Source organism: Vibrio sp. 10N.247.310.23 (genome assembly GCF_041467155.1).
GTDB lineage: Bacteria > Pseudomonadota > Gammaproteobacteria > Enterobacterales > Vibrionaceae > Vibrio > Vibrio crassostreae_C.
Genome location: NZ_JBFSTZ010000013.1, coordinates 36,865 through 61,904, shown reverse-complemented (window position 1 = coordinate 61,904; position 25,040 = coordinate 36,865). Strand labels below are relative to the sequence as shown.

40 protein-coding genes and 1 pseudogene are annotated in these 25,040 nt (G+C 43.1%); 39 read left to right on the top strand and 2 right to left on the bottom strand.

Going from position 1 to position 25,040, the window contains the following annotated elements:
• Positions 1-227 precede the first annotated feature (227 nt).
• From AB6D93_RS11980 to AB6D93_RS11935, 10 genes are all read left to right on the top strand, one after another.
• Positions 228-1,358 (top strand): PcfJ domain-containing protein, encoded by a 1,131-nt coding sequence (locus AB6D93_RS11980; RefSeq protein ID WP_017059201.1) that lies wholly within the window; start codon positions 228-230, stop codon positions 1,356-1,358.
• A gap of 23 nt (positions 1,359-1,381) precedes the next feature.
• Positions 1,382-1,516 carry a hypothetical protein gene (locus AB6D93_RS11975; protein ID WP_017059202.1) on the top strand — a complete coding sequence of 45 codons (135 nt, stop codon included), beginning with the start codon at positions 1,382-1,384 and terminating at the stop codon, positions 1,514-1,516.
• 66 nt (positions 1,517-1,582) lie between these two features.
• A complete protein-coding gene (locus tag AB6D93_RS11970; protein ID WP_102333286.1) occupies positions 1,583-2,017 on the top strand; it encodes a GNAT family N-acetyltransferase in 435 nt (144 codons plus the stop codon).
• A gap of 242 nt (positions 2,018-2,259) precedes the next feature.
• Positions 2,260-2,514, top strand: a complete 255-nt coding sequence (locus tag AB6D93_RS11965; RefSeq protein WP_017059204.1) for a DUF3297 family protein — start codon at positions 2,260-2,262, stop codon at positions 2,512-2,514.
• A 542-nt stretch (positions 2,515-3,056) separates the two neighbouring features.
• The gene (glpT, locus tag AB6D93_RS11960; protein WP_029235174.1) at positions 3,057-4,430 is read left to right on the top strand and encodes a glycerol-3-phosphate transporter; all 1,374 of its coding nucleotides are present in this window, start codon (positions 3,057-3,059) and stop codon (positions 4,428-4,430) included.
• Between the two features lie 77 nt (positions 4,431-4,507).
• On the top strand, positions 4,508-5,563 hold the full coding sequence (glpQ, locus tag AB6D93_RS11955; protein ID WP_102333287.1) for a glycerophosphodiester phosphodiesterase: 1,056 nt from the start codon (positions 4,508-4,510) through the stop codon (positions 5,561-5,563).
• A gap of 262 nt (positions 5,564-5,825) precedes the next feature.
• Positions 5,826-6,290, top strand: coding sequence for an ASCH domain-containing protein (locus AB6D93_RS11950; protein WP_102333288.1), 465 nt, complete (start codon positions 5,826-5,828; stop codon positions 6,288-6,290).
• A 130-nt stretch (positions 6,291-6,420) separates the two neighbouring features.
• Entirely contained in the window at positions 6,421-6,915 is a 495-nt protein-coding gene (locus tag AB6D93_RS11945) for an HAD family hydrolase (RefSeq protein ID WP_102333289.1), read from the top strand.
• A 121-nt stretch (positions 6,916-7,036) separates the two neighbouring features.
• Positions 7,037-7,417 (top strand): STAS/SEC14 domain-containing protein, encoded by a 381-nt coding sequence (locus AB6D93_RS11940; RefSeq protein ID WP_017068319.1) that lies wholly within the window; start codon positions 7,037-7,039, stop codon positions 7,415-7,417.
• A 228-nt stretch (positions 7,418-7,645) separates the two neighbouring features.
• Positions 7,646-8,047, top strand: coding sequence for an NUDIX domain-containing protein (locus tag AB6D93_RS11935; protein ID WP_017070706.1), 402 nt, complete (start codon positions 7,646-7,648; stop codon positions 8,045-8,047).
• 53 nt (positions 8,048-8,100) lie between these two features.
• Here AB6D93_RS11935 and AB6D93_RS11930 read toward each other — a convergent pair whose 3' ends face one another.
• On the bottom strand, positions 8,101-8,502 hold the full coding sequence (locus AB6D93_RS11930) for a YkgJ family cysteine cluster protein (protein WP_017065706.1): 402 nt from the start codon (positions 8,500-8,502) through the stop codon (positions 8,101-8,103).
• Between the two features lie 208 nt (positions 8,503-8,710).
• On the opposite strand from AB6D93_RS11930, the gene AB6D93_RS11925 reads away from it, so the two are divergent.
• The 23 genes and pseudogenes from AB6D93_RS11925 to AB6D93_RS11815 all read left to right on the top strand — a co-directional run bounded on the left by AB6D93_RS11925 (position 8,711) and on the right by AB6D93_RS11815 (position 20,920).
• Positions 8,711-8,872, top strand: a complete 162-nt coding sequence (locus AB6D93_RS11925) for a hypothetical protein (protein ID WP_050634408.1) — start codon at positions 8,711-8,713, stop codon at positions 8,870-8,872.
• Positions 8,872-9,570: a pseudouridine synthase gene (locus AB6D93_RS11920; protein WP_102333290.1), complete on the top strand. Its 699-nt coding sequence runs from the start codon at positions 8,872-8,874 to the stop codon at positions 9,568-9,570. Before AB6D93_RS11925 ends, AB6D93_RS11920 begins: the two co-directional genes overlap by 1 nt.
• Positions 9,571-9,635: 65 nt before the next feature.
• Complete coding sequence (locus AB6D93_RS11915) at positions 9,636-10,010, top strand: VOC family protein (RefSeq protein ID WP_017059214.1); 375 nt, start codon at positions 9,636-9,638, stop codon at positions 10,008-10,010.
• Between the two features lie 96 nt (positions 10,011-10,106).
• Positions 10,107-10,715: a sugar O-acetyltransferase gene (locus AB6D93_RS11910; RefSeq protein WP_102333291.1), complete on the top strand. Its 609-nt coding sequence runs from the start codon at positions 10,107-10,109 to the stop codon at positions 10,713-10,715.
• Between the two features lie 160 nt (positions 10,716-10,875).
• Positions 10,876-11,214, top strand: coding sequence for a hypothetical protein (locus AB6D93_RS11905; protein ID WP_102333292.1), 339 nt, complete (start codon positions 10,876-10,878; stop codon positions 11,212-11,214).
• A 421-nt stretch (positions 11,215-11,635) separates the two neighbouring features.
• On the top strand, positions 11,636-12,049 hold the full coding sequence (locus tag AB6D93_RS11900; protein WP_102333294.1) for a GFA family protein: 414 nt from the start codon (positions 11,636-11,638) through the stop codon (positions 12,047-12,049).
• 2 nt (positions 12,050-12,051) lie between these two features.
• Positions 12,052-12,669 carry an RraA family protein gene (locus AB6D93_RS11895; RefSeq protein WP_102333295.1) on the top strand — a complete coding sequence of 206 codons (618 nt, stop codon included), beginning with the start codon at positions 12,052-12,054 and terminating at the stop codon, positions 12,667-12,669.
• Between the two features lie 46 nt (positions 12,670-12,715).
• A pseudogene (locus tag AB6D93_RS11890) lies at positions 12,716-12,865 on the top strand (GNAT family N-acetyltransferase); the annotation flags it as partial.
• Between the two features lie 18 nt (positions 12,866-12,883).
• On the top strand, positions 12,884-13,441 hold the full coding sequence (locus tag AB6D93_RS11885) for a nucleotidyltransferase family protein (RefSeq protein WP_102333296.1): 558 nt from the start codon (positions 12,884-12,886) through the stop codon (positions 13,439-13,441).
• A gap of 139 nt (positions 13,442-13,580) precedes the next feature.
• On the top strand, positions 13,581-13,997 hold the full coding sequence (locus AB6D93_RS11880; RefSeq protein ID WP_102333297.1) for an NUDIX hydrolase: 417 nt from the start codon (positions 13,581-13,583) through the stop codon (positions 13,995-13,997).
• A 25-nt stretch (positions 13,998-14,022) separates the two neighbouring features.
• A complete protein-coding gene (locus tag AB6D93_RS11875; protein WP_102333298.1) occupies positions 14,023-14,460 on the top strand; it encodes an NUDIX pyrophosphatase in 438 nt (145 codons plus the stop codon).
• 87 nt (positions 14,461-14,547) lie between these two features.
• Positions 14,548-14,955, top strand: coding sequence for a VOC family protein (locus AB6D93_RS11870; protein WP_102333299.1), 408 nt, complete (start codon positions 14,548-14,550; stop codon positions 14,953-14,955).
• A gap of 168 nt (positions 14,956-15,123) precedes the next feature.
• Positions 15,124-15,594, top strand: a complete 471-nt coding sequence (locus AB6D93_RS11865) for a GNAT family N-acetyltransferase (protein ID WP_017070703.1) — start codon at positions 15,124-15,126, stop codon at positions 15,592-15,594.
• Between the two features lie 77 nt (positions 15,595-15,671).
• On the top strand, positions 15,672-16,016 hold the full coding sequence (locus tag AB6D93_RS11860; RefSeq protein WP_017061800.1) for a VOC family protein: 345 nt from the start codon (positions 15,672-15,674) through the stop codon (positions 16,014-16,016).
• A gap of 119 nt (positions 16,017-16,135) precedes the next feature.
• Positions 16,136-16,552 carry a VOC family protein gene (locus AB6D93_RS11855; RefSeq protein WP_017061801.1) on the top strand — a complete coding sequence of 139 codons (417 nt, stop codon included), beginning with the start codon at positions 16,136-16,138 and terminating at the stop codon, positions 16,550-16,552.
• A 52-nt stretch (positions 16,553-16,604) separates the two neighbouring features.
• Positions 16,605-17,021, top strand: coding sequence for a GNAT family N-acetyltransferase (locus AB6D93_RS11850; protein ID WP_102333300.1), 417 nt, complete (start codon positions 16,605-16,607; stop codon positions 17,019-17,021).
• A gap of 150 nt (positions 17,022-17,171) precedes the next feature.
• Positions 17,172-17,531, top strand: a complete 360-nt coding sequence (locus tag AB6D93_RS11845) for a histidine kinase (RefSeq protein WP_102333301.1) — start codon at positions 17,172-17,174, stop codon at positions 17,529-17,531.
• Between the two features lie 75 nt (positions 17,532-17,606).
• Positions 17,607-18,014, top strand: coding sequence for a GNAT family N-acetyltransferase (locus AB6D93_RS11840; RefSeq protein ID WP_102333302.1), 408 nt, complete (start codon positions 17,607-17,609; stop codon positions 18,012-18,014).
• Between the two features lie 67 nt (positions 18,015-18,081).
• Positions 18,082-18,663, top strand: coding sequence for an HD domain-containing protein (locus AB6D93_RS11835; protein WP_102333303.1), 582 nt, complete (start codon positions 18,082-18,084; stop codon positions 18,661-18,663).
• A gap of 203 nt (positions 18,664-18,866) precedes the next feature.
• Positions 18,867-19,124, top strand: a complete 258-nt coding sequence (locus tag AB6D93_RS11830) for a hypothetical protein (RefSeq protein WP_065583644.1) — start codon at positions 18,867-18,869, stop codon at positions 19,122-19,124.
• A 181-nt stretch (positions 19,125-19,305) separates the two neighbouring features.
• Positions 19,306-19,770 (top strand): DUF302 domain-containing protein, encoded by a 465-nt coding sequence (locus AB6D93_RS11825; RefSeq protein ID WP_102333304.1) that lies wholly within the window; start codon positions 19,306-19,308, stop codon positions 19,768-19,770.
• Between the two features lie 259 nt (positions 19,771-20,029).
• Positions 20,030-20,545: an adenylate kinase gene (locus tag AB6D93_RS11820; protein WP_065583646.1), complete on the top strand. Its 516-nt coding sequence runs from the start codon at positions 20,030-20,032 to the stop codon at positions 20,543-20,545.
• Between the two features lie 132 nt (positions 20,546-20,677).
• On the top strand, positions 20,678-20,920 hold the full coding sequence (locus AB6D93_RS11815; RefSeq protein WP_029235167.1) for a hypothetical protein: 243 nt from the start codon (positions 20,678-20,680) through the stop codon (positions 20,918-20,920).
• A 120-nt stretch (positions 20,921-21,040) separates the two neighbouring features.
• Here the strand turns inward: AB6D93_RS11815 and AB6D93_RS11810 are convergent, their stop codons facing one another.
• Positions 21,041-21,373: a PBPRA1643 family SWIM/SEC-C metal-binding motif protein gene (locus tag AB6D93_RS11810; protein WP_017068336.1), complete on the bottom strand. Its 333-nt coding sequence runs from the start codon at positions 21,371-21,373 to the stop codon at positions 21,041-21,043.
• Between the two features lie 255 nt (positions 21,374-21,628).
• On the opposite strand from AB6D93_RS11810, the gene AB6D93_RS11805 reads away from it, so the two are divergent.
• From AB6D93_RS11805 to AB6D93_RS11780, 6 genes are all read left to right on the top strand, one after another.
• Entirely contained in the window at positions 21,629-22,345 is a 717-nt protein-coding gene (locus tag AB6D93_RS11805) for an HAD family hydrolase (RefSeq protein WP_017061811.1), read from the top strand.
• 51 nt (positions 22,346-22,396) lie between these two features.
• A complete protein-coding gene (locus tag AB6D93_RS11800; RefSeq protein WP_102333305.1) occupies positions 22,397-22,780 on the top strand; it encodes a nuclear transport factor 2 family protein in 384 nt (127 codons plus the stop codon).
• Positions 22,781-22,851: 71 nt separating this feature from the next.
• The gene (locus AB6D93_RS11795) at positions 22,852-23,583 is read left to right on the top strand and encodes a glucose 1-dehydrogenase (RefSeq protein ID WP_102333306.1); all 732 of its coding nucleotides are present in this window, start codon (positions 22,852-22,854) and stop codon (positions 23,581-23,583) included.
• 93 nt (positions 23,584-23,676) lie between these two features.
• On the top strand, positions 23,677-24,309 hold the full coding sequence (catB, locus tag AB6D93_RS11790) for a type B chloramphenicol O-acetyltransferase (RefSeq protein WP_017063920.1): 633 nt from the start codon (positions 23,677-23,679) through the stop codon (positions 24,307-24,309).
• A gap of 170 nt (positions 24,310-24,479) precedes the next feature.
• Positions 24,480-24,731 (top strand): Rho-binding antiterminator, encoded by a 252-nt coding sequence (locus AB6D93_RS11785; protein WP_017068339.1) that lies wholly within the window; start codon positions 24,480-24,482, stop codon positions 24,729-24,731.
• A gap of 8 nt (positions 24,732-24,739) precedes the next feature.
• Complete coding sequence (locus tag AB6D93_RS11780; RefSeq protein ID WP_017068340.1) at positions 24,740-24,973, top strand: hypothetical protein; 234 nt, start codon at positions 24,740-24,742, stop codon at positions 24,971-24,973.
• Positions 24,974-25,040: the final 67 nt, after the last annotated feature.

The following is a 25,040-nucleotide window of genomic DNA, read 5'->3' as shown; positions in this document are numbered from 1 at the left end:
CCTCTTGTTGTGAGTTATGTAACAAGCATAGTTTCTGTGGACGCAAATGATATCGAAGAGATCTCATATTCCGTAAAATCATCATTCAATGTTCTTCTAAGCACTATCGTATTTATATCGCTTTGATTGGTAAGAAATTTACAAAAGGTTGATATAGTGGTTGAAGCGCTAGCTTATGCTGTTAGATAGGCTTGATAGTTCAATGCGCCAATAACGAAGAGGCATCAATGACAGCACTACTAACCATTCCCACTCGAACATTAGGTTTCGACTACGATATTGAGATCCGAGACTGGTCTCAAAAGCTCGTCGGCTTTCATGTGTTTGAAGATGGTAGACGACCGCTTGATGGAGGCATTGGGCTGAGCCTCAACCTTGTTGAACAGTTTGACGTGAATGGTCGTTGGCTAAATTCATTACCTGCGCGTTATCGTGAAATCACCGACGACTTTCCAGAATACCAATACCAGATGTTGTGGCTTGCTGCGAATACTTATGAAGCCGCGCAATTGCTTGAATTAAGGCCTGTTATTTTGGCTTTGATCTGCATGAAATACAGTGTCGACAACAAGAAAGCACTGGCACTAAGTCGCTTAGGGCAGAAGAAGATCCTTACCAAGTTGGGCTTAGACGGCAGCAAGGCGACACTCAAATTCATCGACAAGCTAGAGCTTCATTACAATGTTGGTGATGAACTCGACCACATTGTTCGTATTCTCGAACCGCTGCAAAGACGAGTCCTTAAGTTTAAGCATTACTCAAAAGTTGGATACACAGCCCTGCGTTTGGACCAAGTTCATCCATTTCTAACTGGCAGCCGATTAGGGATTGCAATGGTGGAAGAGGGTAGACTTAATGCACCGTCGAAGATGGCGATGTTCCAAGATGCGATATTGTTAGGGCAAGATTTGGAGATGGATGATCCACTGCGCGCGATTACCAGTCAGAACTCTTTTGCGATGTTTGAGCAACTCCATGACCGCTGGACGGAGCAACGCCAATTACGACGCTTGGAGGGTAACTGCCCAATGGATAAAGACATCCCTTATCCCGTTCCTTTACTTGGCAATGACAACATTCATCCGCTCACGGATTATTACGACCTTGAACACGAAGGCATCGAGCAGAAGCACTGTATTGGCGTGTATCACAACCGAATCATGAGCGATCGTTATGTGGTGTTCCGCATGCTCAAGCCTCAGCGTTTAACCATAGGTTTACGCCGCGTCCCGAGCAAAGCATTTCCTTTTGAAATAGACCAAATCTGCGGAAAACGAAATGCACCTCCGTCGGAATCCGCTCGCCAAGTGATTCACGACTGGCTAGAAGCGAGTAAGCAAAAATATCCTAAGCAATAGCCATTAAGTAGAAGGAATACAGGATGTTTCAACAAGGCGATCTTTGCCCTCATTGTGGTTTGATTATTGTGATGCCTACGGATCTGCAAGGTGAATGCCTAGGATGCGGCGAAGAAATTAATCAAGACCCAGCAGACGATTACGACGAAGAAGAGTAGCTTTACCTACACTTAGATTAAACAAGGCTAGGATAGCCGAATTACTCTCTTTAAAAGGACGGAAAAATGCAGAAAGTAATCTTTAGAAATTGCGATGAAAACTCACCTTATTGGCATGAGTTAGAGGGCTTATTTCAAAGTGAATGGTCTGATTTCAAGTTTAAAGATACATATAAAGAAAACGTACAACTCCCTCCAGTAATAACAGTACTTCGCGATAATGTGGTCATTGGTGGCTTGGCGTATTCCTATTTTCAAGAACCTCACCAAGTTCGTGATGTAGTGTGGATCAACGCTGTGTTTGTCGACCCTCAATGGCGCGGTCAAGGCATTGCCAGTGAACTGATTAATCGTGGTGTCAGACAGGTTTCTTCTGCAGTGCAAACTCAACTCTACGCGTACACCAATATCATGGGTCTCTACCAAGGGCTAGGTTGGTCAATCGTAAATATGGAATCAGAACCGAACCATAAAGTGATGAGTATTGAGCTTAATCGATAAGCTCGGAATAAAAGCCTGATATTAGTTTATCTGCCGTTCGAGTAATGAATTTCTCCCTTTCATCCATAATGCATAAACCTGTTAAATTTTCGTTGAAACTCATGCCGATATCGCCTTTAAATCAAACAACTAGTTGTTGATTAAAACGATCAAGACGATTTATTGCAGCAGTTGTTGAGCACAAAGCCTATATTGACTAGAATGACGCACTTTTTTTATTTACGTACATACAGGTAATGAACATGAGCGATACTAATTCAAGACCAGCTTTACCAGATCATCTTGCAGGCAACCCACGCAGCCCACACCACGTTGCTGAGTGTTTCGAATACCCAATCGGCATTCGTCTAAATGGTAAAGAGCGTACTGATGTTGAAGAATACTGCATCAGCGAAGGTTGGGTTAAGATCCCTTCTCCAAAAGCGCTAGATCGTTTTGGTCAGCCAATGCTTATTACTCTAAAAGGCACTGTAGAAGCTTTTTACATCGACGCATAATCATGTCGTGTGGCTAGCTAATACATCGACGCATAATCACGTCGTGTGGCTAGCTAATACTTCGAGTAATTAGCTAATGTTTGCTTAATTAGCCAACATCAAGCCACCAAGCGTTATTACCTAAAAGGGTCTAGAGAAATCTAGACCCTTTTTGTTTGCATTGATTTTAGCGAACTTCTTTAACCAATAGCCCAAACCACCTTCATAACTCCACAGATTCAACCAAAATTGTTGTTATTCACTATGCATTCGCAGTAATAACAAAGTTGTTGTTGGTTGATTTATGTTCGCTCGCTCTTTTTGGATTTATTCGTACTCGAAAGTTCTGATGTTTAATTAAACAGATACAAACAAAAATATGAAGCGCAGTCTAATTAAATGAAACTAATATGCTGTATTTAAAGTTATTTTTTGTTAATAACTACCTCTATCACAGAAATTAATCCTGAAGCACATACAATTCCCTTGATTTCGAATGAGCGCTAAATTTTTTTCGTTCGAGCATTTAAATTCTTCCTTCGCCCAATAATTATGAGGTTCCTATGTTTGGAATATTCAAACCTATGGCGCATATCGATCGCTTGTCATCAGATAAGATCGATAGCACCTACACACGACTACGATGGCAGCTGTTTCTTGGCATCTTCGTTGGCTATGCGGGGTACTACTTAGTCCGTAAAAACTTTAGTTTGGCGATGCCTTATCTCATTGAACAAGGTTTTAGCCGTGGAGAACTAGGGGTTGCATTAGCGGCGGTATCTATCGCTTACGGCTTATCTAAGTTCTTAATGGGCAGTGTTTCTGACCGTTCTAACCCTCGTTACTTCCTCAGCGGTGGCTTGTTAATGTCGGCACTGGTGATGTTCTGCTTTGGCTTTATGCCTTGGGCAACAGGCAGCATCACTGCGATGTTTATCCTGCTGTTCTTGAATGGTTGGTTCCAAGGTATGGGTTGGCCAGCTTGTGGACGAACCATGGTCCACTGGTGGTCACGAAAAGAACGTGGTGAGATAGTGTCAGTATGGAACGTTGCTCACAACGTGGGTGGCGGTTTGATTGGCCCAATGTTCTTGTTGGGGCTGTGGGCTTTTAACGACGATTGGCGAACCGCTTTTTATGTTCCTGCATTTTTTGCCACTCTCGTTGCTGTCTTTGTTTGGTTTACTGTAAGAGATACACCTCAATCTTGCGGCTTACCACCGATTGAAGAACATAAAGACGATTACCCAGACGACTACGATACGTCTCATGAGAAAGAAATGACGGCGAAAGAGATCTTCTTTAAGTACGTTTTCTCTAACAAACTGTTGTGGTCAATCGCTATTGCCAATGCGTTTGTTTACCTTATCCGCTATGGCGTACTCGATTGGGCTCCAGTTTACTTAAAAGAAGCAAAAGACTTCTCTGTAGATAAATCATCTTGGGCTTACTTCTTGTATGAGTGGGCAGGTATCCCTGGCACCTTATTGTGTGGTTGGATTTCAGATAAGTTATTCAAAGGCCGACGTGCACCTGCAGGTATCTTGTTCATGGTTCTAGTGACAGTCGCTGTGTTGGTATATTGGCTGAATCCAGCAGGTAACCCAACGGTTGATATGCTGGCACTGGTTGCGATTGGTTTCCTTATCTATGGTCCTGTAATGCTGATCGGTTTGTATGCACTGGAACTTGCGCCTAAGAAAGCAGCGGGTACAGCGGCTGGTCTAACGGGTTTGTTTGGTTACTTAGGTGGCGCGGTTGCTGCGAACGCAATACTCGGCTTTATGGTTGACCATTACGGCTGGGATGGCGGCTTCATTATTTTGGTCGGCGCTTGTGTGGCTTCAATCATCTGTCTGCTTTACGCCTTCTTAGGTGAGCGTGCGCACCATAAACAAAAAGATCTCGAACGAGAGAGAGAAGCGCTAGCTCAGTAGTGTATTTACTGAATCACATCTATAAATAACAACAGAGGCAGGTATATCCTGCTTCTGTTTTATCAAGGGAAACAATAATGAAAACAACGTCACTGTCTCTGACCTTATTAGCACTAAGCTTATCTGCAAATGCATTCGCCGATCCTTTAGTGATTGCGCATCGCGGCGCTTCTGGTTATTTACCTGAACACACTTTACCCGCTAAAGCGCTCGCTTACGCAATGAAACCCGACTACATCGAACAAGATGTCGTGATGACCAAAGACGATCAATTAGTGGTTTTGCATGATCATTATCTAGACCGCGTCACCGATGTCGCGGATCGCTTTCCAACACGCGCTCGCGCAGATGGCCGCTACTACGCGATTGATTTTACGCTCGCTGAGATTAAATCCCTGAAAGTGACCGAAGGCTTTAACCTCGATGACCAAGGTAAAAGAGTGGCAGGGTACCCAACGCGCTTCCCAATGTGGCAGTCTGATTTTCGTGTCGCTACCTTTGCAGAAGAGATCGAGCTGATCCAAGGCCTAAATAAGACCTTAGGTTATGACGTCGGCATCTATCCTGAAATTAAAGCACCTTGGTTCCATCGTCACGAAGGCAAAGACATCTCCAAAGCGGTACTTGCGACCTTGCATCAATATGGTTACCTATCAAAAGACGACAAAGTGTATTTGCAGTGTTTTGACGCCAATGAACTTCAACGCATTAACGATGAGCTCATGCCAGTGATGGAAATGGATCTTAAGCTCGTTCAGTTGATGGCCTATACAGATTGGAATGAAACCATGACCTACCAAGGTGACAAAGCAACGCCGTACAGTTACGACTGGATGTTTGAAGCTGGTGGCATGGAAAAAGTGGCGTCTTATGCGGAAGGAATAGGCCTTTGGAAGCCAATGTTGGTGGACGATGCATCGACCAAAGATAACATCATTATTAAACCGTTAATGAAGTCAGCAAAAGACGCGGGCTTAGATGTTCACCCGTACACGTTCCGTGCTGACCCAGGAAGAATCCCAGCTTATGCTGATAACTTTGATGGCATGTTGGATGTCTTCTACAACCAAGTCAAAGTTGATGGTGTGTTTACCGACTTCCCAGACAAAGCGGTCGACTTCTTGAACCGTTAATACCCCGTCAGTTACGAGCTATTAGTAACGAGATACTAAGAGCCAAAAGCACCGACTAAAGGTGCTTTTGGCTCTTCTTTCACTTTTTGGATCTCCTTGTACTGGCCTCGAAATCCTACCTATATTCTTCTTTCTCAGCCCACATTTTGATATTCACTCGGTTTACAGCTATAACCTGACTTGATAGGTTACTCCCAATGCAGCCAGATGCTTAATCTATAAGTGTTTATCGGCTCAACCTGATATTGAATTTGGAAAGATCATGGAAGAAAGAAGCAAAGCTTATCTTGATAGCTACCTCAACACATTACCAGCAGACGTTGCTTCGCAATACACCTCTTTTAGTGCCGACTATTACTGTGCTGATGAATACAACGCCAACCTCTGCGCCCAGTTAATTCTCAAGGGTGAAAAACAAGCGTCTTGCAGCCTTGAATATTGGTACAGCCATGAAGGCGAGACGAGACCAGTAGTTGGTCACTTGCAAGTCGTCACTGACTGGGATGGCAAGCCAGTTTGCATTGTAGAGATCACTTCAGTCTCACAGTGCAAATATAACGAAGTGACGGCGGAGTTTGCTGCTGTCGAAGGCGAGGGTGACAAAACACTCGAATGGTGGAAAGAAGCTCACTGGAACTTCTTCTCTCGTGAATGTGAAGAGCTCAAGATCTCACCAAGTGAAGACATGTTACTTATGTTGGAGCGTTTCAAAGTGGTTTATCAATAAAGGGTATTTTGTGTTTAGAAGATCGTGCTCCATAAACAGTAACAAGGTTGTCCATAATGAGCCTAACCGTCCGAGAAGTTTTTATAGGCTCGCTTAAACATTAGATAATTCATCGTATGCAGGAGGCAAGATGACAAAGCTAATCGAATTAACAGAAATAGTCTTATTCGACTGGGGCAATACGCTGATGGTCGATTTCCCAGACGCACAAGGGAAGATGTGTGACTGGGAAACCGTACAAGAAGTAAGTGGTGCTCGTGCATTACTGGCTGAACTCTCCAAAAATCACCAAGTTTATGTTGCCACCAATGCTGGTGATTCCAGTAAAGACGACATCATTCGAGCCTTTGAGCGTGTTGGCCTGTCTCAATATATCTTGGGTTACTTTTGTAAGGCGAGCATTGGTTTTTCTAAGTTCGAGTCGGGGTTCTATCCTGCCATTATTTCTAAGCTCGGTGTTTCACCACAAGAGATCACCATGGTAGGCGACACTCTAGAGAAAGACATTTACCCAGCACTTGAAGCGGGTTTGCAAGCGGTGTGGTTGAACACGGAAGGTGCTGAGCTTAAGTCACAGCATCCAGGTATCGTACAAGTTCAATCCCTAAGCGAACTGTTGGAGTAGCGCGATTAACTCTCTGATATTAAGTTCAGATAAAGCGCTTGTCCGTTTTGACGTAAACCTCTCATCTCTTTGCTGTTTAATCCTCTAAGCTAAGTCTAGTTTCCACTATGAGGGCTAGGCTATGAATATCGAACGTCACGGAATATCGGTTGGAATTGAACGTGTTAGCGGTGAAACCATTGTTGTGTTCAAAGCGAAAGGCAAACTCACACACGATGACTATCAAGCAATGATGCCAATTCTAAATACCACGCTAGAAGAACTCGATTCATCGAAACTCAAGATGCTGGTCGACATCTCCACCTTAACGGGTTGGGAGTTACGTGCTGCTTGGGATGATTTCAAACTGGGATTAGAGCTCAATTCGAAGATAGACAAAATCGCGATTTATGGTGACAAAAGCTGGCAAGAAATGGCATCAAAAGTCGGCAGTTGGTTTGTGTCCGGTGAGATTAAGTCATTCGAAGACCATGACTCTGCGCTTAAGTGGCTAGTCGATTGATTCTATCTACGAACAACTAGAAAGCAATCCGTAAACAACGCCGATGACAGTTGACGAGAATTGTCTCGAACGCTGTCATTTTTCGTTTTGGCGATGATATTTCCTATTCGATTCAATAGAGTATATTCCTTCCAGCGTGTAACATACCCAGGCTTTGTTTGGTCGCGACTAATGGTGTGGCTTGATTCAGTAAGAACGAGAACTAAAACAGAAATAAGGTCTAACGACATGCATAAGGTAATTGATAAGCTGGCTTGGATATTCATCAAAGACGGCAAGCTGTTGATGGTCAGATCAAAAGGCAAAGAACTGTTCTATCTACCGGGTGGTAAGCGTGAAGCTGGCGAAAGTGATGAGCAAGCACTGGTTCGCGAAATCAAAGAAGAGATCTCAGTTGATTTAGTGCCTGACTCCATCAAATACGTCGAGACGTTTACAGGCCAAGCTGATGGCAAAGCGGAAGGCGTATCGGTGCAATTGACTTGCTATCTTGCTGATTATACAGGCGAACTGTCTCCAGATGCTGAAATCGAAGAGCTTAAGTATGTGGATATCAACGACAGAGCGGTATGTTCATTGGCAGCACTGGTTGCGCTTGATTGGTTAGAAGCGAACCAGTACTTGGCTTAAGGTTTTAGCGGCTATTAGCTAATGCTGAAGATTGATCTTCAAAAGATCATCGCTTACGAATAGCTTGAAGGGCGGCTGTCTTTCATCAACAGGTCGAGTTTCCTTTGAGCTTTCTTCGTGTCTTGTAAATCCACCACCTCAATCATTTCACACTCATCTCGTACCATCTCATTAATTAGGCTTGGGTAGTGTCGGCAATCTTCTGGTCGGTCTAAGTAAATGCTACATGTGTACTTGGCTTGAGCCTTGGTGTCTTTCGTCGGAACCAGCTCCAGAAAAGGGCAGCGAGTTAAACGTTCGCCAGATTCAGGGTCGAACCAGATCTCGCTTCCTCGAACATATTCAAAGATGTCTGGGTTGAACAACTCCCACAAATCGATCTCTTCTTGAGTCGCGGCAAGGTCGCCATCTCCGTATTTGATACAGCATTTTCCGCATTGATTACAATCTTTCATTATCGACTTCATAAGTTGGTGAGCTTTTATCATTTTACCACTGATAGGCGTGGCACGTTGATTTTGTTGTTCATGGTTAAGCCGTTACGGGCGGGAACTTGGAATAGCGGTACTTAAAATCAATTTATCTATGAACCGCCACTCCAATCAAAGCTGTAAACAGTGATACAATTTGCGCCTCTCACGTTATTCAAACAAAGGCATCAAGATGAGAACCGTATACACCACCGAAGGCAACATTAACACAAAGAAACAAAAAGAGGCTTACCCAAAGCTCGCTTTATGTGACAAGTGCGTTGGTGACTATGTGGTTATCGAGCAAGGTGAACGAACTTACAAGCCTTGTGCTAAATGTGGTGCCGACGATTAATGCGCCTTGATAAATACCTATGTAAAAGCACTGACCTAACCAAGCCTGAAGCGATTGAACGCATCCATAATGGCGAGGTGAACGTAAACAGTGAAACAGTCACCGATGAATCGACTCAGGTTCATGAAACCAACGCCATCTTGTTTAATGGCATGCCGCTTAAATTGCGTGAATTTCGATACCTCTTAATGCACAAGCCTGCGGGTACTATCTGTTCTAATGTCGATGAAGTTTATCCTTCACTGTTCAACTACATCGAGATAGACAAAGCATCAGAACTGCACATCGCAGGGCGCTTAGATGCCGACACAACAGGCTTAGTCTTGATTACCGATGATGGGCGATGGTCATTCAACATCACTCTGCCAACCAAGTCATGTAAGAAGGTATATCGCGTGACATTGTCACGAGACATCAAAGACGATGTCGCTGATAAGTTTAAAGCGGGCATTCAATTGCAGGGCGAACAAAAGCCGACGCGTCCGGCAGAGCTCGAGGTGATTACCAGTAAAGAAGTGCTGTTGACCATTACAGAAGGCAAGTTTCATCAAGTAAAACGAATGTTTGCTGCGGTCGGGAATCGAGTTGTTGGCCTACACCGTGAACAGATTGGTGACGTTCGTTTGGATGTTGAAGCAGGCCAGTGGCGTTATCTAACTAAAGCCGAAGTCGACTCATTTCAGCAAGACTCTGAATAAACACCGTAACCACTTAAAGCGTTAAGCGTGTCAGCACAAGAACATCAACACTATAAGGATGTAAGATGGAAAACCTTAAAGTCTCGGAAATTAAGTCTTTCGTGCCCGCGAAAGACTTCGATTTATCTAAGCGTTTTTACCAGTCAATCGGCTTCGAAGTGATGTCTGAATTTCACGATATCGCCTATCTACGACACGGCAGTTGCGCCTTCCTTTTGCAAAACTTTTATGAACCTGCGCACTGTCACAATTACATGATGCACTTGCTGGTTGAAGACGTAAAAAGTTGGTATCAACACATCCAAAACTCTAATGTAGTGTCGGAATTTGAAGTTACCGTTTCCGAGGTTGTTGAGCAACCTTGGGGAATGCTTGAGTTTTGTATCACCGACCCAAGTGGTGTGCTGTGGCGTGTGGCTGAAAACATCAGGCCGCGTTAATTCATCCAACTTGCATTGAGGCCAGTGAAAACTTCAAATTATCCATCTGTTTCTTTATTTCTGCCTACATAAGGCAATGATCAAATAGGTTCAAACATGGATATAAAGGCTAAAATGCACAGCCAAGACGTTTACTACTGTGACGACGTTGATTTGGTTGCTGAGCAAACTCAATGCTTAGAAGTGCTATACGATTTCAACCACACTCGTCCTAGTGAAGGGTATAAACGACAACAAATCATGAAGCAACTGTTCGCCGAAGTCGGTGAGGGCTGCTACATCGAGCCACCGTTACACGCGAACTGGGGGCGTCACACCCACCTAGGCGACAATGTATACGTGAACTTCAATCTAACTCTGGTCGACGACACAGATGTATTCATCGGCGACAACGTGATGATTGCGCCTAACGTGACCATCGCCACTGGCACACATCCCATCAGCCCAGAACTCAGGCTAAAAGCAGCGCAGTTCAATGTTCCCGTTCGTATTGGCAACAACGTATGGCTTGGCGCGCACACCGTCGTACTTCCCGGTGTCACCATTGGTGAAAACTCAGTAATAGGCGCAGGCAGCATCGTCACCCAAGACATCCCAGCTAACGTCGTCGCAGTCGGCAACCCATGCAAAGTGGTACGCGAAATCAACGAACGCGACCGAGAGTATTACTACAAAGATTGCCGCATTCCAGATGAATTAAAGTAAGCGATTTTTCACATGCCTGAAATTAGCTGTGACATAAGCCATTGTTATGTAATGGCTTAGTTGCATATTGCTTGTCTATCTTAGATACTAGACAAAATTATTCTGGAGTTAAGTGCAGAATTTTTCTGTTTGATAGCTGTTATATGTACAGGGAGTTTCAATGAGGGGTTTTCTCAAAGGGATTTTAGCTTATCTTGTTGTGATCTCGGTAGCTCTGCTAATTTCTCGCAATTTTTTTGATTACCTATCCACAATAGACTTGGTTGACTACATTGCATATAGCGGAATTTTACTTGTTGTGTTGGCAGGCATTACATTTGATGGTAACAATCCAGCTAATCAAGACTTTTTTTCGTTAATGATTCATCGTGAACTTGTGTCCCGAACCAATGACTTTCAAGACGAAAGTAATAAAGTAAGTTTTGCAGTTAATGTCGGATTGATAGGTATATTTTTACTTATTACTAGTGGTGTAATGGCTTGGCATATTAGTAAGTAAAACATATAACAAGGCGCCTAAATCTGAATCGTAAACGCGTGCCGAACTCGCTTCGCTCAGACATGGCACACATCCACTTTCAGCGTAGCTAAGCGTTATGCCTCGTCATTCTTCCTGAGTTAAAGTAACTATCCATATCTAGTTTAGGTTCACGGTGCTTTTCTTACCCATTTGGTAGAGTGACATTTCAATTAGCATGGAGGTTTTGTAATGGGAACTGTAATCGGTTTGGTGATTCTAGCTGCTATAGATTGGTATCTTGTTCGTAAAACAGGGCTTCATATTCATAAATGGATTTCTAAAAAGTATGCCGCGTATCTGTCGGAGAAGGGGAGCACAAAATAGCCTTTCTAATTAAGTCATCGGTATAAAAAGCGTGATCTGCTATTCATTTACACACATTGCAAAGATTGGAGGATTCATGAAAGGTAAAGGAAAGTGCCTATGTGGCTCGGTTGAGTTGGAAGTAGAGTACGCCAGTAATGAATTGGGGGCTTGTCATTGTAGTATGTGTAGAAATTGGTCGGGCGGTCCGATGTTAGCCATTGATTGCGCTGATTCAGTTAAAATATCAGGTGAATCGAATGTAGTTAGATATAAGTCGTCCGATTGGGCTGAGAGGGGTTTCTGCGGTAAATGTGGTACTCACTTGTTTTACTTTTTGGTGCCAAATAATCAGTATCACCTTCCTGTCGGTTTATTGATGTCTGGGGATGACTACAAGTTAACTCATCAGATATTCATCGATGAAAAGCCCGAATACTACGAATTTAAAAATGAAACACATAATATGACTGGTGCAGAGGTATTTGCCCACTTTGAAAGTGGAGAGTAAATATGAAGCGAGATTTTTCTAAATTAGCGACAACCGATTACGGAAACATACTAAGTAACGAGCACTTTATTGACTTTAGTATTGGTCCTCTTTGGCAGGGAATGCCGCCAATTTTTGGAGAAGCGTTTACTGTCCAGTTAACGTCTGGTGATAATTTAATGCTTCATTCAGCCATATACGAAGCACCAAAAGGTTCCATCATTGTAGTGGATGGAGTTGATAGCGAATATGCAGTAGCCGGCGGTAATGTATGCGCAGTCGCTAAGAGTCGAGGTATCAAAGGTTTTATTATTGATGGTGTCATTCGAGATTTGAATGAAATTTCAGATATGAATTTTCCAGTTTTTGCGAAAGGTGTTCATCCAGTACCGGGAAAGAAAGAGGTCTATTCTGAATTGGGTGCTCCAATCACTTGCGGGGGAGCAAAGGTGTATACGGGAGATATCATTGTTGCTGATGTAGAGGGTATTGTCGTTATTCCTAAATCAAGAAAAGATGAAGTGTTTCTAATGGCTTCAAAGAAAGCAAGTGACGAAGCTTCATTAACACTCGCTGAGTGGGAAACGAGTCATAGGGCTAAAATAGCCCAAGCAATAACGTCTGCGAAACAAAAAACTTAATTGGTGCAGCAAGTTGATTTGTAATGGTGGCATTCTTGTCTGTTAACAAGCGAAGTCATCATCCGCCTCTCACATCTCATGGACGGCAAGTCCGCACAATAAGAAAGCGCATGATTTCTACAAAAGGTTGGGTGCAAAGGTTGAGCGAATGGATGGTCAAAGACCTTATTTCCGTTGGGCAATGTACGATTCGTGATTAGATAAAAAGGGAATGATGAATAAACAAAAACTAAAGAACCTCATTCAACAAGTTCCTGAGCTAATCGAAACAGCCAACGTATGTCGTGAGGTGGGTTTGCCAAACTTCTATATTGCAGGCGGCGCCATCACTCAAATAATCTGGAATGATATCGAAAACAAACCGCTTCTAGACCAAGTTAAAGACTTAGATATTGTCTATTTCAATAATGCATCAGCCCTCACTGAGGACGAATTCAAAAACCGCATTCGTTCGCGGTTAAGTCATCGTGTCGACGTGGATGTAAAGAACCAAGCGACCATCCATGAGCGTTACGCTAAGAAGTTCGGTTGCTTGATTCAACCATACGATCGTGTTGAACAAGGTATCAAGTCTTGGCTTTCTGCGCTTGCTATCGGGTTTACTCTGGATGATTCAGGCGATATCAAGTTGTTTGCACCATACGGTGTAGAGGACGCGTTTGATATGCTGATTAAACCGAATAAGCGAGCAATGACAGAAGCGAACTACAACAAAATGACCGCTGGTTATAAGGCTAGATGGCAGCAAGTAAAAGTGTTTCCTTGGGTGTGATCGACAGAGCTTTACGAGATCATTCTCAACATTTGGTATTTAACTCGGCTTAGCGCTAGTGGTAAGTTTGAGCGTAATCTCGGCATTGTTAGTCACTTAGCTGTTCGTTTGTCTTTTGGTAAGAATTAAGGAGTTTTAAGTGAGTCAGGAAGTAAGAGTAGGTATCGCTGCGGTTATTCTACGTGAAGGGCGAGTGTTACTTGGAGAGCGAATTGGTTCTCACGGAGCTCATACGTGGGCAACGCCGGGCGGACACCTTGAATGGGGTGAGAGCATTGAAGAGTGTGCCAAACGCGAAACACTCGAAGAGACTGGCCTCGTTGTTAGTGGATTTGAAAAGCTCTCTTTTACCAATGATATTTTTGAGAAAGAGAACAAGCACTATATAACGCTGTTTGTTGTGGCTTCTGATGCTAGCGGCAAACCACAGGTGACAGAGCCTGATAAATGTAAGCAATGGAAATGGTTTAAGCTAGATGAGTTACCTGAGCCATTGTTTCTTCCTCTGACGAATCTGTTGAGCGACCCGGTCATCCTTGGGAAGTTAGCGCCGTAAACGTGAACGATTGGAGGGCATATCAATGAGAGCACCTTTTCAAGTTTTAGTCTTTCCCTATCAAATAGTCGACACCAAACCTCGGTTTTTAATCGTACGCAGAAGTGACAATAGTGTATGGCAGGCAATATCCGGTGGTGGCGAAAATGATGAATCAATTCTTGAAGCAGCAAAACGAGAGCTTTCTGAAGAAACTCAGTTAGTCGGTGATAACTGGCAGCAGCTTGATTCAATGTGCATGCTTCCAAAAGTCTTTTATGCAGGGAATTACAATTGGACTGAGCATCCATTCGTCATTCCTGAGCATTCCTTCTCAGTTAAAGTCACAGAAGATCCTGAACTATCAAGTGAACACACAGATTACCGTTGGTGCGACTACCAAGAAGCTATTGAACTTCTAACATATGACTCAAACAGAAACGCGCTTTGGGAGATTAACGAAAGGCTTTATAAAGCTAGCTAAAGTACACAGATTAATTAACTCTATATTAGAGTGGAAATCCTGATTAGATTCTTACTAATCTCTCGCTATTTAGTGAATAGGTAAATCATGACATTACGAGTAGTTCCAGAGCTTTATTGTTTCGATATTAATGTGAGCAAATCCTTTTTTGTCGATGTGTTGGGGTTTGAAGTGAAATACGAGCGCTCAGATGAAGAGTTTGTTTATCTAACGCTTGACGGTGTTGATGTGATGCTTGAAGGGATTGCGGGCAAAAGTCGAAAATGGCTTTCAGGTGATCTGGAGTTTCCGTTAGGGCGTGGTGTTAACTTCCAATGGGATGTTATCGATATCGAACCACTTTATCAGAGAGTTAACGAAAGCGCCGCTGATTCTATTTACTTAGCGTTAGAGTCAAAGTCTTATCAATGTGGGGATTCGATCGCGACTCAGAAGCAGTTCATCGTTCAAACTCCTGACGGTTATCTCTTTAGGCTCTGCCAAGATATTCATTAAGTCATGACCTTTTGGTTGGATACCAAATGCTGGTCTTTGCTCTAAATTATTGGATGGACTAAACGTATTAACTGAGTACTAAGGTTGCATTTCCCAAACTACGGTTCTCGAGACACTAGCGATGAGCTCTAGTCGGTTTTTCGTGCGTGTTATACAGAAGGAACAACAATGATAACTATCGAAAGGCTTGAAGATTCACATGTGGCGTTAGTTCAGGCCATCCAACTCGCCGATGAACAGGTTAAGTTCGCTGGTACAGCTGCAGAGTTTTTATTAGACGGCAGTGAAACGACGCACTTGCACGTGATTAAGTCTGATAACGAAGTTGTGGGTTTCTTTAAGCTGGATATCGCTTACGCAGAGCACTACGAATTCTGCCCTGAAGGAAGCATTGGCTTGAGAGCTTTTGTGCTTGATAAAAACCAGCAAGGTAAAGGTTTAGGAACAGGCACGGTGAAGGCTTTGTTTCCGTATTTAAAAGCGAATTACTCAGCGTATGAGTCGATTTACTTAACTGTGAATTGCAAAAATCCGGCAGCATTCAACTGTTATAAGAAAGGCGGCTTCGAAGATATCAATCAACAGTATTTAGGTGGCGCAGCAGGCCCGCAATTTATCATGCGCGGTCGAATTGCTTAGTAATAAATTATTGATGAGAAACACCTGCACAGCTGTATGCAGGTTGAGAGTCTTAAAGAACACGAGAAGGAAATTTGATGAAGGTTCAATATCTTGAAGTGGTTACCCCAGAGGTCGATGTCGTTTGTGCAACATACGCTCAGCTCTACAACGTGAAATTCAGTGGTGCAGATGTGAACCTTGGTGGGGCGCGCACTGCAAAGCTATCTAATGGCGGGGTAATTGGCATTCGAGCACCGCTTCGTGAAACTGAAGAACCAACTGTTCGTCATTACACGTTGGTTGAGGATATTCAGTCTGCAGTAACTGCAGCCGAGAAACTAGGCGCCGAAGTTGCGGTGCCGCCAATGGAGTTACCACGTCACGGGATGTGTGCCATTGTCATTCAAGGTGGCGTCGAGCTCGGATTCTGGCAGTTATAAATGATGTATACCTTTTAGATTGTGACGGACGAGATACTACGATTTATGATGCGACACCTAGTGTCTTTACCTGCTTCATGGCATCATTCCCTGCAGCTAAAACCCCAACAAGGTATGTTATGAAACAGAATATTGTTCACATTGCACTCGTGGTAAAAGACTACGATGAAGCGCTTGATTTCTATGTAAACAAGCTTAAGTTTGATCTCATCGAAGACACGTATCTGCCAGAAGAAGATAAGCGCTGGGTTGTTGTTGCTCCACCAAATTCAACCGGTGTGAGCCTGTTACTTGCTAGAGCTTCCAAGCCAGAGCAACTCGATTTCATCGGCAACCAAGCTGGTGGACGCGTATTCCTATTCTTAAACACCGATGATTTCTGGCGTGATTACGAACGCATGACGTCTTTGGGCATTAACTTTGTCCGAGAGCCTAAAGAGCAAGGCTACGGCACCGTTGCTGTGTTTGAAGATCTTTACGGTAACTTGTGGGATCTGCTTCAGTTAAACCCTGAACACCCTATGGCTAACAGGTAGAAAAGCTTAGTCAACAACCTTAATTCTGGTCATACGGATAGGCAGGAGCGACATGGAAGTCACAAGGTATCAACCCAAGTATTTAACCGCTTTACAGGCGCTCTATCTAGAATCAAGACAGGACACCTTTCATTGGGCTGATGCCGACGCTTTTGAGTTATCCGATTTCGAATTAGATACAGAAGGTGAGCAGATATGGGTGGCTGTTTCTGGCGACAAGGTTTTAGGTTTTGCCTCTGTTTGGGAACCTGAGAGTTTCATCCATCACCTCTATGTGTGCCCGCGAACGCTACGTTCTGGAGTAGGCTCTGCTTTACTCAATACCTGCAAACAACATTACACTGATCTGACTTTGAAGTGTTTGACTGCCAATGAACATGCTATTGGCTTTTACCAGTCGCAAGGTTTTGTTATCTCATTCACAAAAGGAGAGGGATTAGAGCGTTATCATTTAATGGAATACAGATAGCTGATATCTAAAGTTAGGATGTGAGCTACAACTTAGCTCTAAGTATTGAAAAATCAAATTTGAGTTCTTTGTTTACGGTGCAATAGATAATTTCAAATGGTAGCGTCATCCAATTCTGTTTCAATGTTTAGTCGTTACTAGAGGTCCCGAATGAATCAAGTTGAAGTTCTTTATGCCCTAATGAATAGAATAGTGTCTGATTTAAATAAACGTTTGCCAGTTTCTTTGGTTCTACATCAGCAACAAATAACAACAAAGAATATTAGTTTGAGTGGGGCTAATGGGAGGGTATGGGTATCTCCATGTCAGGGCGGTTACGATATTTCGATTAGCGGAATTTCGCTCGAAAATGATATGACGGCAAGGTTAACATCTTATTTTGGTCGCAATCCGGATGGCTACAAACAAAGAAATGCAACTCGAGGTTTTGAACGCCAGCCTTTTTGGCGCACAAGTAATTTTCTAAACGTCGAAGTCGTTTGTGAAATGTATGCCAAGACTACTCAATAGTAAATTAATGTTGAAAAGGATTTGCTTCATTTCAAGCTTGCATACTTACGTAGGCTTCTGAACATTGGAGATAATATGGAAATAAAACAGCTTTCAGCGACGGAGGTACTTCCGGTTAGGCATCAAGTGCTTTGGCCTGATAAACCGATGTCATTTTGTATGGTGCCAGATGACGAACAAGCAACGCATTACGGCGCGTTTGTTGGTGAGCAGTTGGTTTGTGTCGCGTCTATCTATATCCAAGGCAATGAAGCGAGGCTGAGAAAGTTTGCCACGCTGCCTGAATTCCAAGGGCAGGGAATCGGTTCAAACGTGATTGATCATGCCATCTCTAACCTCAAAGAATCAAACATCCAATATTTTTGGTGCGATGCGCGCACAACGGCTTTAGGTTTTTATCAAAAGTTTGGGATGGCTGTAGAAGGCTCTGAATTTGAAAAATCGGGTGTTGCGTATTACAAAATGTCGGTTCATTGGGAGTAACGCTTCTTTGTCGCTAAGTTAACTCTCAGCTCCGATAAATCATCAACTTAAGTTAAGGAAGCTCATCGTGGAAGAAATCAAAGGCATTCTGCAATTCATGGTCGAGATTGAACAATTAAAGGATGTTCATCGACAGACAAAACCGGTTGGATTGGATCGATATGAAAACTCCGCTGAGCACAGTTGGCACGTCTGTTTGAGCGCACTCATGTTGAAAGACTATGCCAATGAAGAAATCGATATTACGCGAGTAATGAAGATGCTGCTGATTCATGATCTTGGGGAAATCGATGCCGGAGACACCATCATTTATGCCAGTGAAACCGCAGAAAACAAGCTCAAAGAGAGAAACTGCGTTGAGCGCTTGCTGAAATCATTACCGAGCCATTCAAGAATCGAGTATTTGGATTTATGGCTTGAGTTCGAAGCAGGTGAGTCACCAGAAGCCAGATTTGGTAAGGCGATCGATAGAGTGCCGCCTTTGCTTCATAACATCCATGGTGGTGGTCACAGCTGGAAGAAGCACAACGTATCTAAAGACAAAGTACTGACCTTCAATGGCGAGCGTATTTCTAAAGGCAGTCGTGCTCTATGGAAAGAACTAGAAGTACAACTTGAAGGCGCTGCAGACAAAGGGTTATTAAAGTAAAAGCTAATTTCATACCTTAGCGTAAGTATAGCTTTAGCGGCTCAATGAGGGAGATCTCGATGGTAACTGATTCAAGATGCATGGCACTTACCTTGTGTCTCATTTCTTTCTAATAAAACTCTAGTGGACAACAATAAGTTCGAGAACCGAGTGATAAGTTGTTAGTATGTATCAAATTTATAAATATCAGTTGGCTTATATAAATGCTTGATAATAAGTATATTAAACACCCTTATCACTGTGAGCAGTGCGACGCACTTACCCCGCACCTTGCTGTTAGCGCTTCCGATGCTGAATCTAAAGCGGACGCTGAATCTGAAAAGAAACAATGGAAGTTAGGCGTGTTGATGGAATACCTGATGACGTTATTGTTTAAAGGTGACCATAATGTTCCCGGTTTTTATGTAGACAGTGATTACGAATACCAATGTGAGAAATGTGGGACTAAGTCGTGGCACTGATCGTGTGTTTAACTTTTGAAAAAATCCCCACCTAAACTGATGATAATAAGACGCATTAGAAAAGTGATCCTCTCTGCAAACTGAGAATGGAATCGCGTCTATACTGACATGGGTTACGTCGCTGAATTTGGAAGTGGCGCTATGAATGTAAGTTTGATTAGGTTAAATCTCAGAGGTGACGATGAAAAAATTACTACCACTATGCGCCATTTTACTCTCGGCATCATTTTCAGCTGCGGCTTCTGATGGTTTGATTAAATACCAAAGTAATTATTCAGTGAAAGAGACCGCTGACCGCTTTGAAGAAATCGCCAAGAGCAAAGGTTTGACCTTGTTTGCGAGAATCGACCATCAGAAAAACGCGAGTAAGGTCGATCTTGAATTGAGACCAACGGAAGTCATCATCTTTGGTAACCCGAAAGTAGGGACACCATTAATGCAATGTGCTCAAGAAGTCGCGATAGATTTACCGCAGAAGGTGTTAGTCACTGAGGATTCTAATAAGAAAGTATGGTTGTCTTACAACGATCCTAATTACTTGGTAGAGCGTCACGCGATCAATGGCTGTGACGAGGTCGTTAAGAAAGTATCGGGTGTACTAAGCAAGCTATCAGAAGCGACAGTGACGAAAAAGAAAGCAAAATAACCAAGACGAATAAGCACTCATTAAGACTATTAATGGGTGCGATATGACGATGATATCGCCCATTAGTCATTGTGTTGACAACTAAGCAACAGTATATAAAAGTAGTTTTATGAAACTGAATTTAGCGCCATCTAACCAACGAATTATCATCATTCCATAGGAATGGTGGGATTGTTGATGCGCTTTGTTTATCGAACCCACCCGTAAGGTGGGTTTTTTGTCGCTGTCTTATGGGTTTTATCTGAATAGAGGAAGTCATATGAAAAAGATCGCGGTTTTTGGCAAGCCTGGGAGTGGAAAATCCACAATCAGCAAGGCGTTAGCACTAGCTACAGGGATAGAGCTTCACCAGTTAGATTCTATTGTTTATAAGGCCAACGGAGAGTTTGTTGAACGTGAAGTATTCGAGCAGGCTCATGAGAGCATACTTAAGTCAGAAAGCTGGATCATCGATGGTTTTGGCCCTCTAGGATCGTTCAACACACGTTTAGATGCAGCTGATACCTTGGTTTATATCGACCTTCCTTATTCAATTAGCTACTGGTTTGTAACCAAGCGAATGCTCAAAGGTCTATTCGTTAAACCTGAAGGCTGGCCTGATGGAAGTTCAGTTATAAAAGGCACGATACAAAGTTATAAGACACTAAAACTGTGTCCTAAATTTTGGAATGACGACTTTAAAGCGCAGTTAGAATTGCGTGCTAAAGAGAAAGAGGTTTACATCATCAGAAGCGTGACTGAATTGAATAACTTTGTTCATCAACACGTCACTTAACAGTCGAGAGCTTACCTTTCTTTGAAACGCTTTAATTTGCTCATAACTTCATGAAAATATATAGATTTAACTCAACATGTGGCATATTTGCCATGTGTTGAATTTGTGCTTTGAGTTAAGGCGATAGATATTATGTATGGAAGTGAGAAGACGAGAGCGTTCTGCTGTAACTGTAAGGAACTTACACTGCATAGGTACACGATGTTCAGTAGCCAAGTGCAAAAGGCACCACAAGCTGAAGATAAAGAACCGAGCTTACTCCAACGAATTTTATCGGAGTTTCTATCTTTTGGTGTTACAGGTTCGGGCGCGACAGGTGATTACAAATGTACCCAATGTGGAACATATCTGAATACACCAGACAACCTCGACTGAGTTTGTGAGTTTGTGAGTTTGTGAGTTTGGCTTAGGCAAATAAAAACGGGAAGACCTCAATGATCTTCCCGTTAGATATTACTTAACTCATCGTGCTATTGGCAGTTTGAGTGAGAAGCCTTATGCACAACACTTCTTGTATTTTTTACCGCTGCCGCAAGAACACGGATCGTTACGGTTAGGGGTCTTTTCAAACGTCATCGTTTTTGGCTTGTTCAGTAGAGTATCAAGCTCGATGGTGTTCTCTTCTTTGTCTGCGTCGACTGTAACAGTAACGAAGATAGTATTTTCAGCGGCTAGTGCTTCAACTTCTGCTTTGCGCGCTTCAGTTTGAACCATTACTGCGATTGGAGATTCTTCAGTACCCGCTTTCACATCGCGGTTTACGTTGTAGCCAGCAAGAACGTGGTTCTGTCTTGTTTCGATACGGCCTTTGAAAAATAGTTTCGACATTGGGTACTCATTAAAAATGTTGAATGGCGCTATTTTTAACGGCGATAGCGCAATGGAGCGGGGATTATACGCATATATTGCAATTGATAAAGCAGTGATGTGAGCAAACACTGTTTGGTTTTTGTTTGCTAGTAACGGTTTGTTCTCTAGCTTTGCTTCTATTCGACAAATTTCGAAATTCAAGACAATAAAATTGCCCTAAATAGGCTTATGAATGATAAATTCAAATTACTAATCGAAACAAAGAGATAGTGTATGAAGTTAGATGCCATCCTGTGGGATTACGATGGAACCATAGTCAATTCCGTTCCAAAGAATATCGCAATCACAAAAGATATTATCTCTTTAGTCGCGCCACACTTGTCAGGTGATAACTTACCTAAATATTTGCTCAGCGAAGCGCTTTATCATGAAGCCAACCACGGGGCTAAAAACTGGCAAGCCTTATATGTCGATTATTACGGTTTATCACACGATGAAATGTTGATCGCTGGTGGAATGTGGGCAGAGCATCAAGAGAAAAACCAAACAGCCGTTGCCTTGTTTGAAGGAATGGAAACCGTGGTTAATCAGTTTGCTCATCTTCCACATGGGATCTGCTCTCAAAACTCTCAATTGAATATTCGTGGTGTGCTCGACAGTTATGGCATTGGTGATTTGTTTAAATCGGTCGTGGGCTATGACGATGTCTCGAACGGTAACCAAAAACCCCATCCATTTGGTGGTGTGAAATGTGTCGAGAACATATTTGGCGCCGATCCGACTAACGAGCTTTGTTTGATGTACATCGGTGACCATGAAGCGGACACACAGTTTGCTCGCAATATTGAAGCCGCGCTGGGTAAAAACGCAAAAGTGATTGCCGTTGCAGCAGGTTATAGCCGATCGAAACCTGAAAATTGGCAAACCAAGCCCGATTACATTGCTAACAGTGTCGATGATCTTTTAACGATCATTAGCAAGTACGCATAACGAAGCCGACATTTAAAAATCACCACACGTAAATAACTTTAAGGAAGAATAATGACACCAAAACAAGTGGTATTGGGATTTTGGGATTCAATGCGCAGTAATGATTTTGCAAAGGCAGGTGAATGGCTAACCGCAGATTTTGAAGGCTATTGGCCGCAGTCGTCTGAATTGACGTTAGGGCGCGACAACTTCACTGCAATCAATACTGAATACCCAGCCAATGGTGTTTGGGAATTCACGCTCAATTCGATTGTCTGTGAAGGTGATACGGTAGTCACGGACGTTTCGGTCACTGACAGTGTGTTGAAAGACCGAGTGATCACCTTTCACACGGTGGTTGACGGTTTAATTCAAAAGCAAACTGAGTTTTGGCCAGACCCATTCGAAGCGCCGGCGTGGCGATCGCAGTGGGTTCAGATCGTATCGAACAATTAGTTTGTATCGATACGATCAGTTTGTCACGAACAATCAGGTTGCACAGAATAAGTAAACATTAGGAGGTTTCATTGAGCAAGGTAGTGGTTGTAACCGGCGGAAGCCGAGGCATTGGCGCAGCAACGTCTAAATTGTTGGCCAGTAAAGGCTATGCTGTATGCGTTAACTTCATACACAATGAGTCGCGAGCTGAAGATCTAGTAGACGAGATTCGTGAACAAGGCGGAACCGCGATAAGCGTGCGTGCGGATGTGTCTGTTGAATCGGATGTGAAATCTTTATTTGAGATTGCTCGTAATAAGCTAGGTCCAGTGACGCACTTGGTCAATAATGCCGGGATCTTGTTTACCCAGTCACCATTGGTTGATATTGAATTGGATCGCTTTGAAAAGGTGATGAAATCCAACGTATCAAGCTGCTTTCTGTGCAGTAAAGCCTTTATCAAACAAGCCGATGGCGCGGGTTCGATTGTGAATGTATCGTCTGCCGCTTCTCGTACTGGCGCACCGTTTGAGTATGTGGATTACGCAGCATCGAAAGGTGCGATGGATTCACTCACCAAAGGCTTATCGCTTGAATTAGCTTCACGCAATATCCGAGTGAATGGCGTAAGGCCAGGTTGTATTTATACTGAGATGCATGCAGACGGCGGAGAGCCAGATCGCGTAGACAGACTAGCTTCGCAGTTACCGTTACAACGAGGTGGCACACCAGAAGAAGTCGCGAACTCTATCGCGTGGTTATTATCAGACGAAGCTTCGTATGTCACCGGCTCGTTTATTGATATTGCAGGCGGTCAATAGGGCACGTTTGCCTTTACACTAATATAAACAAGTTAAAACCATCAACACGCAACAAAAGTACCTAACTAAAAGAACGAAACTAAGAGTACAACCATGAAAAACTATTTTGAAAGCCCGTTTGTTGGAAAGTCACTCAAAGAACAAGTGACCAACCCAAACATCATCGTGGGCGAGCACAGCTATTACTCGGGTTACTACCATAACCACAGCTTTGATGACTGTGCGCGTTACCTATTACCGGATAGAACCGACATCGATAAGCTGATCATTGGCAGCTACTGCTCGATTGGTTCTGGCGCCGTGTTTATGATGGCGGGCAACCAAGGCCACCAAAACCAGTGGGTGAGTACCTTCCCGTTTTTCTATCAAGACGATGAGAAGTTTGAAGGTGCGATAGACGGCTTTGAACGCTCTGGTGATACCGTGATTGGTAACGATGTGTGGATTGGTACAGAAGCCATGATCATGAGTGGTGTTAAGGTTGGTGACGGAGCCATCATCGCAAGTCGAGCGGTTGTGACTAAAGATGTCGCGCCATACTCGATTGTCGGTTCAAACCCAGCACGCCATATCCGTTATCGTTTCAATGAGACTGAAATCGCTCAGTTGCTAGAAATGAAATGGTGGGAATGGAGCGAAGAACAAATCAAAGGCGCAATGTCGCTAATGTGTTCTTCAGACATTGGTGGTTTGTACCATTATTGGAAAGGATTCTTGAAGCCTTAAATTGTCGTTCACAGATGAAATGTGAATGGTGAGAACGAGATTAAATTTAACAAATTACTCAATAATCTGATTATGGCAATGCGATTGTGATACGAGTAACTTATTGATTGTAAAGATATTGAATAGTATGGCATGTCGCATTAGCGTGGTGGATGAATTGGAAGGGTATTATGATTAGTTGCAACGATTACGATTATATTGAGATTGTGTGTATGCACCGATACCCAATCAAATTAACGCTGAAATCTGGCGAGCAGATTGAATGTGTCGGATTAGATACTCAACGCAATGATAGCCGTGAAGAGTGCATTAAAGTCAGTACTCAAGGCGAGCAACAACTTGTCGTATTAACTCAAATAGCGACATTGGATGTCTGTGTCGACAACCCTCACTTTCAGCATGTTTCATTCAAAACGTCATAGGCTTTCAAATGAATAGAACCATAGAACAATGCTATTGCACCGCGTGCAGAGAAGAGACACAACATGTTGTTGTGTTGGTCAGAAAGACGAGTGCGTTTGCAGACAAACCTAACCAAAAGCGAAGTGAGTTTTGGGCAGGCATGATAAAAGGTTGGTTCCTTGGCCCGTTTGTCGCGTCAATGGATGAGTTTTCTCGTCACCTTGTCTGTGAAAAATGTGGCCATAAAGAGATACAAGATTAGCATCGTTATCTTATAAAACATTGGATTCAATACAGTTAGATCGTCAATTGGCTTAGGAATAGAACGA

Coding starts and splice junctions, on each gene's coding strand:
- catB (WP_017063920.1), top strand. CDS start 23,677: ATGAAAAACTATTTTGAAAGCCCGTTTGTTGGAAAGTCACTCAAAGAA.
- AB6D93_RS11870 (WP_102333299.1), top strand. CDS start 14,548: ATGACATTACGAGTAGTTCCAGAGCTTTATTGTTTCGATATTAATGTG.
- AB6D93_RS11780 (WP_017068340.1), top strand. CDS start 24,740: ATGAATAGAACCATAGAACAATGCTATTGCACCGCGTGCAGAGAAGAG.
- AB6D93_RS11785 (WP_017068339.1), top strand. CDS start 24,480: ATGATTAGTTGCAACGATTACGATTATATTGAGATTGTGTGTATGCAC.
- AB6D93_RS11840 (WP_102333302.1), top strand. CDS start 17,607: ATGGAAATAAAACAGCTTTCAGCGACGGAGGTACTTCCGGTTAGGCAT.
- AB6D93_RS11860 (WP_017061800.1), top strand. CDS start 15,672: ATGAAGGTTCAATATCTTGAAGTGGTTACCCCAGAGGTCGATGTCGTT.
- AB6D93_RS11980 (WP_017059201.1), top strand. CDS start 228: ATGACAGCACTACTAACCATTCCCACTCGAACATTAGGTTTCGACTAC.
- AB6D93_RS11930 (WP_017065706.1), bottom strand. CDS start 8,502: ATGAAAGATTGTAATCAATGCGGAAAATGCTGTATCAAATACGGAGAT.
- AB6D93_RS11925 (WP_050634408.1), top strand. CDS start 8,711: ATGAGAACCGTATACACCACCGAAGGCAACATTAACACAAAGAAACAA.
- AB6D93_RS11805 (WP_017061811.1), top strand. CDS start 21,629: ATGAAGTTAGATGCCATCCTGTGGGATTACGATGGAACCATAGTCAAT.
- AB6D93_RS11875 (WP_102333298.1), top strand. CDS start 14,023: ATGAGAGCACCTTTTCAAGTTTTAGTCTTTCCCTATCAAATAGTCGAC.
- AB6D93_RS11865 (WP_017070703.1), top strand. CDS start 15,124: ATGATAACTATCGAAAGGCTTGAAGATTCACATGTGGCGTTAGTTCAG.
- AB6D93_RS11830 (WP_065583644.1), top strand. CDS start 18,867: ATGCTTGATAATAAGTATATTAAACACCCTTATCACTGTGAGCAGTGC.
- AB6D93_RS11800 (WP_102333305.1), top strand. CDS start 22,397: ATGACACCAAAACAAGTGGTATTGGGATTTTGGGATTCAATGCGCAGT.
- AB6D93_RS11915 (WP_017059214.1), top strand. CDS start 9,636: ATGGAAAACCTTAAAGTCTCGGAAATTAAGTCTTTCGTGCCCGCGAAA.
- AB6D93_RS11810 (WP_017068336.1), bottom strand. CDS start 21,373: ATGTCGAAACTATTTTTCAAAGGCCGTATCGAAACAAGACAGAACCAC.
- AB6D93_RS11820 (WP_065583646.1), top strand. CDS start 20,030: ATGAAAAAGATCGCGGTTTTTGGCAAGCCTGGGAGTGGAAAATCCACA.
- AB6D93_RS11855 (WP_017061801.1), top strand. CDS start 16,136: ATGAAACAGAATATTGTTCACATTGCACTCGTGGTAAAAGACTACGAT.
- AB6D93_RS11945 (WP_102333289.1), top strand. CDS start 6,421: ATGACAAAGCTAATCGAATTAACAGAAATAGTCTTATTCGACTGGGGC.
- AB6D93_RS11935 (WP_017070706.1), top strand. CDS start 7,646: ATGCATAAGGTAATTGATAAGCTGGCTTGGATATTCATCAAAGACGGC.
- glpQ (WP_102333287.1), top strand. CDS start 4,508: ATGAAAACAACGTCACTGTCTCTGACCTTATTAGCACTAAGCTTATCT.
- AB6D93_RS11885 (WP_102333296.1), top strand. CDS start 12,884: ATGAATAAACAAAAACTAAAGAACCTCATTCAACAAGTTCCTGAGCTA.
- AB6D93_RS11895 (WP_102333295.1), top strand. CDS start 12,052: ATGAAGCGAGATTTTTCTAAATTAGCGACAACCGATTACGGAAACATA.
- AB6D93_RS11920 (WP_102333290.1), top strand. CDS start 8,872: ATGCGCCTTGATAAATACCTATGTAAAAGCACTGACCTAACCAAGCCT.
- AB6D93_RS11975 (WP_017059202.1), top strand. CDS start 1,382: ATGTTTCAACAAGGCGATCTTTGCCCTCATTGTGGTTTGATTATTGTG.
- AB6D93_RS11845 (WP_102333301.1), top strand. CDS start 17,172: ATGAATCAAGTTGAAGTTCTTTATGCCCTAATGAATAGAATAGTGTCT.
- AB6D93_RS11950 (WP_102333288.1), top strand. CDS start 5,826: ATGGAAGAAAGAAGCAAAGCTTATCTTGATAGCTACCTCAACACATTA.
- AB6D93_RS11940 (WP_017068319.1), top strand. CDS start 7,037: ATGAATATCGAACGTCACGGAATATCGGTTGGAATTGAACGTGTTAGC.
- AB6D93_RS11970 (WP_102333286.1), top strand. CDS start 1,583: ATGCAGAAAGTAATCTTTAGAAATTGCGATGAAAACTCACCTTATTGG.
- AB6D93_RS11825 (WP_102333304.1), top strand. CDS start 19,306: ATGAAAAAATTACTACCACTATGCGCCATTTTACTCTCGGCATCATTT.
- AB6D93_RS11815 (WP_029235167.1), top strand. CDS start 20,678: ATGTATGGAAGTGAGAAGACGAGAGCGTTCTGCTGTAACTGTAAGGAA.
- AB6D93_RS11965 (WP_017059204.1), top strand. CDS start 2,260: ATGAGCGATACTAATTCAAGACCAGCTTTACCAGATCATCTTGCAGGC.
- AB6D93_RS11900 (WP_102333294.1), top strand. CDS start 11,636: ATGAAAGGTAAAGGAAAGTGCCTATGTGGCTCGGTTGAGTTGGAAGTA.
- AB6D93_RS11850 (WP_102333300.1), top strand. CDS start 16,605: ATGGAAGTCACAAGGTATCAACCCAAGTATTTAACCGCTTTACAGGCG.
- AB6D93_RS11905 (WP_102333292.1), top strand. CDS start 10,876: ATGAGGGGTTTTCTCAAAGGGATTTTAGCTTATCTTGTTGTGATCTCG.
- AB6D93_RS11910 (WP_102333291.1), top strand. CDS start 10,107: ATGGATATAAAGGCTAAAATGCACAGCCAAGACGTTTACTACTGTGAC.
- glpT (WP_029235174.1), top strand. CDS start 3,057: ATGTTTGGAATATTCAAACCTATGGCGCATATCGATCGCTTGTCATCA.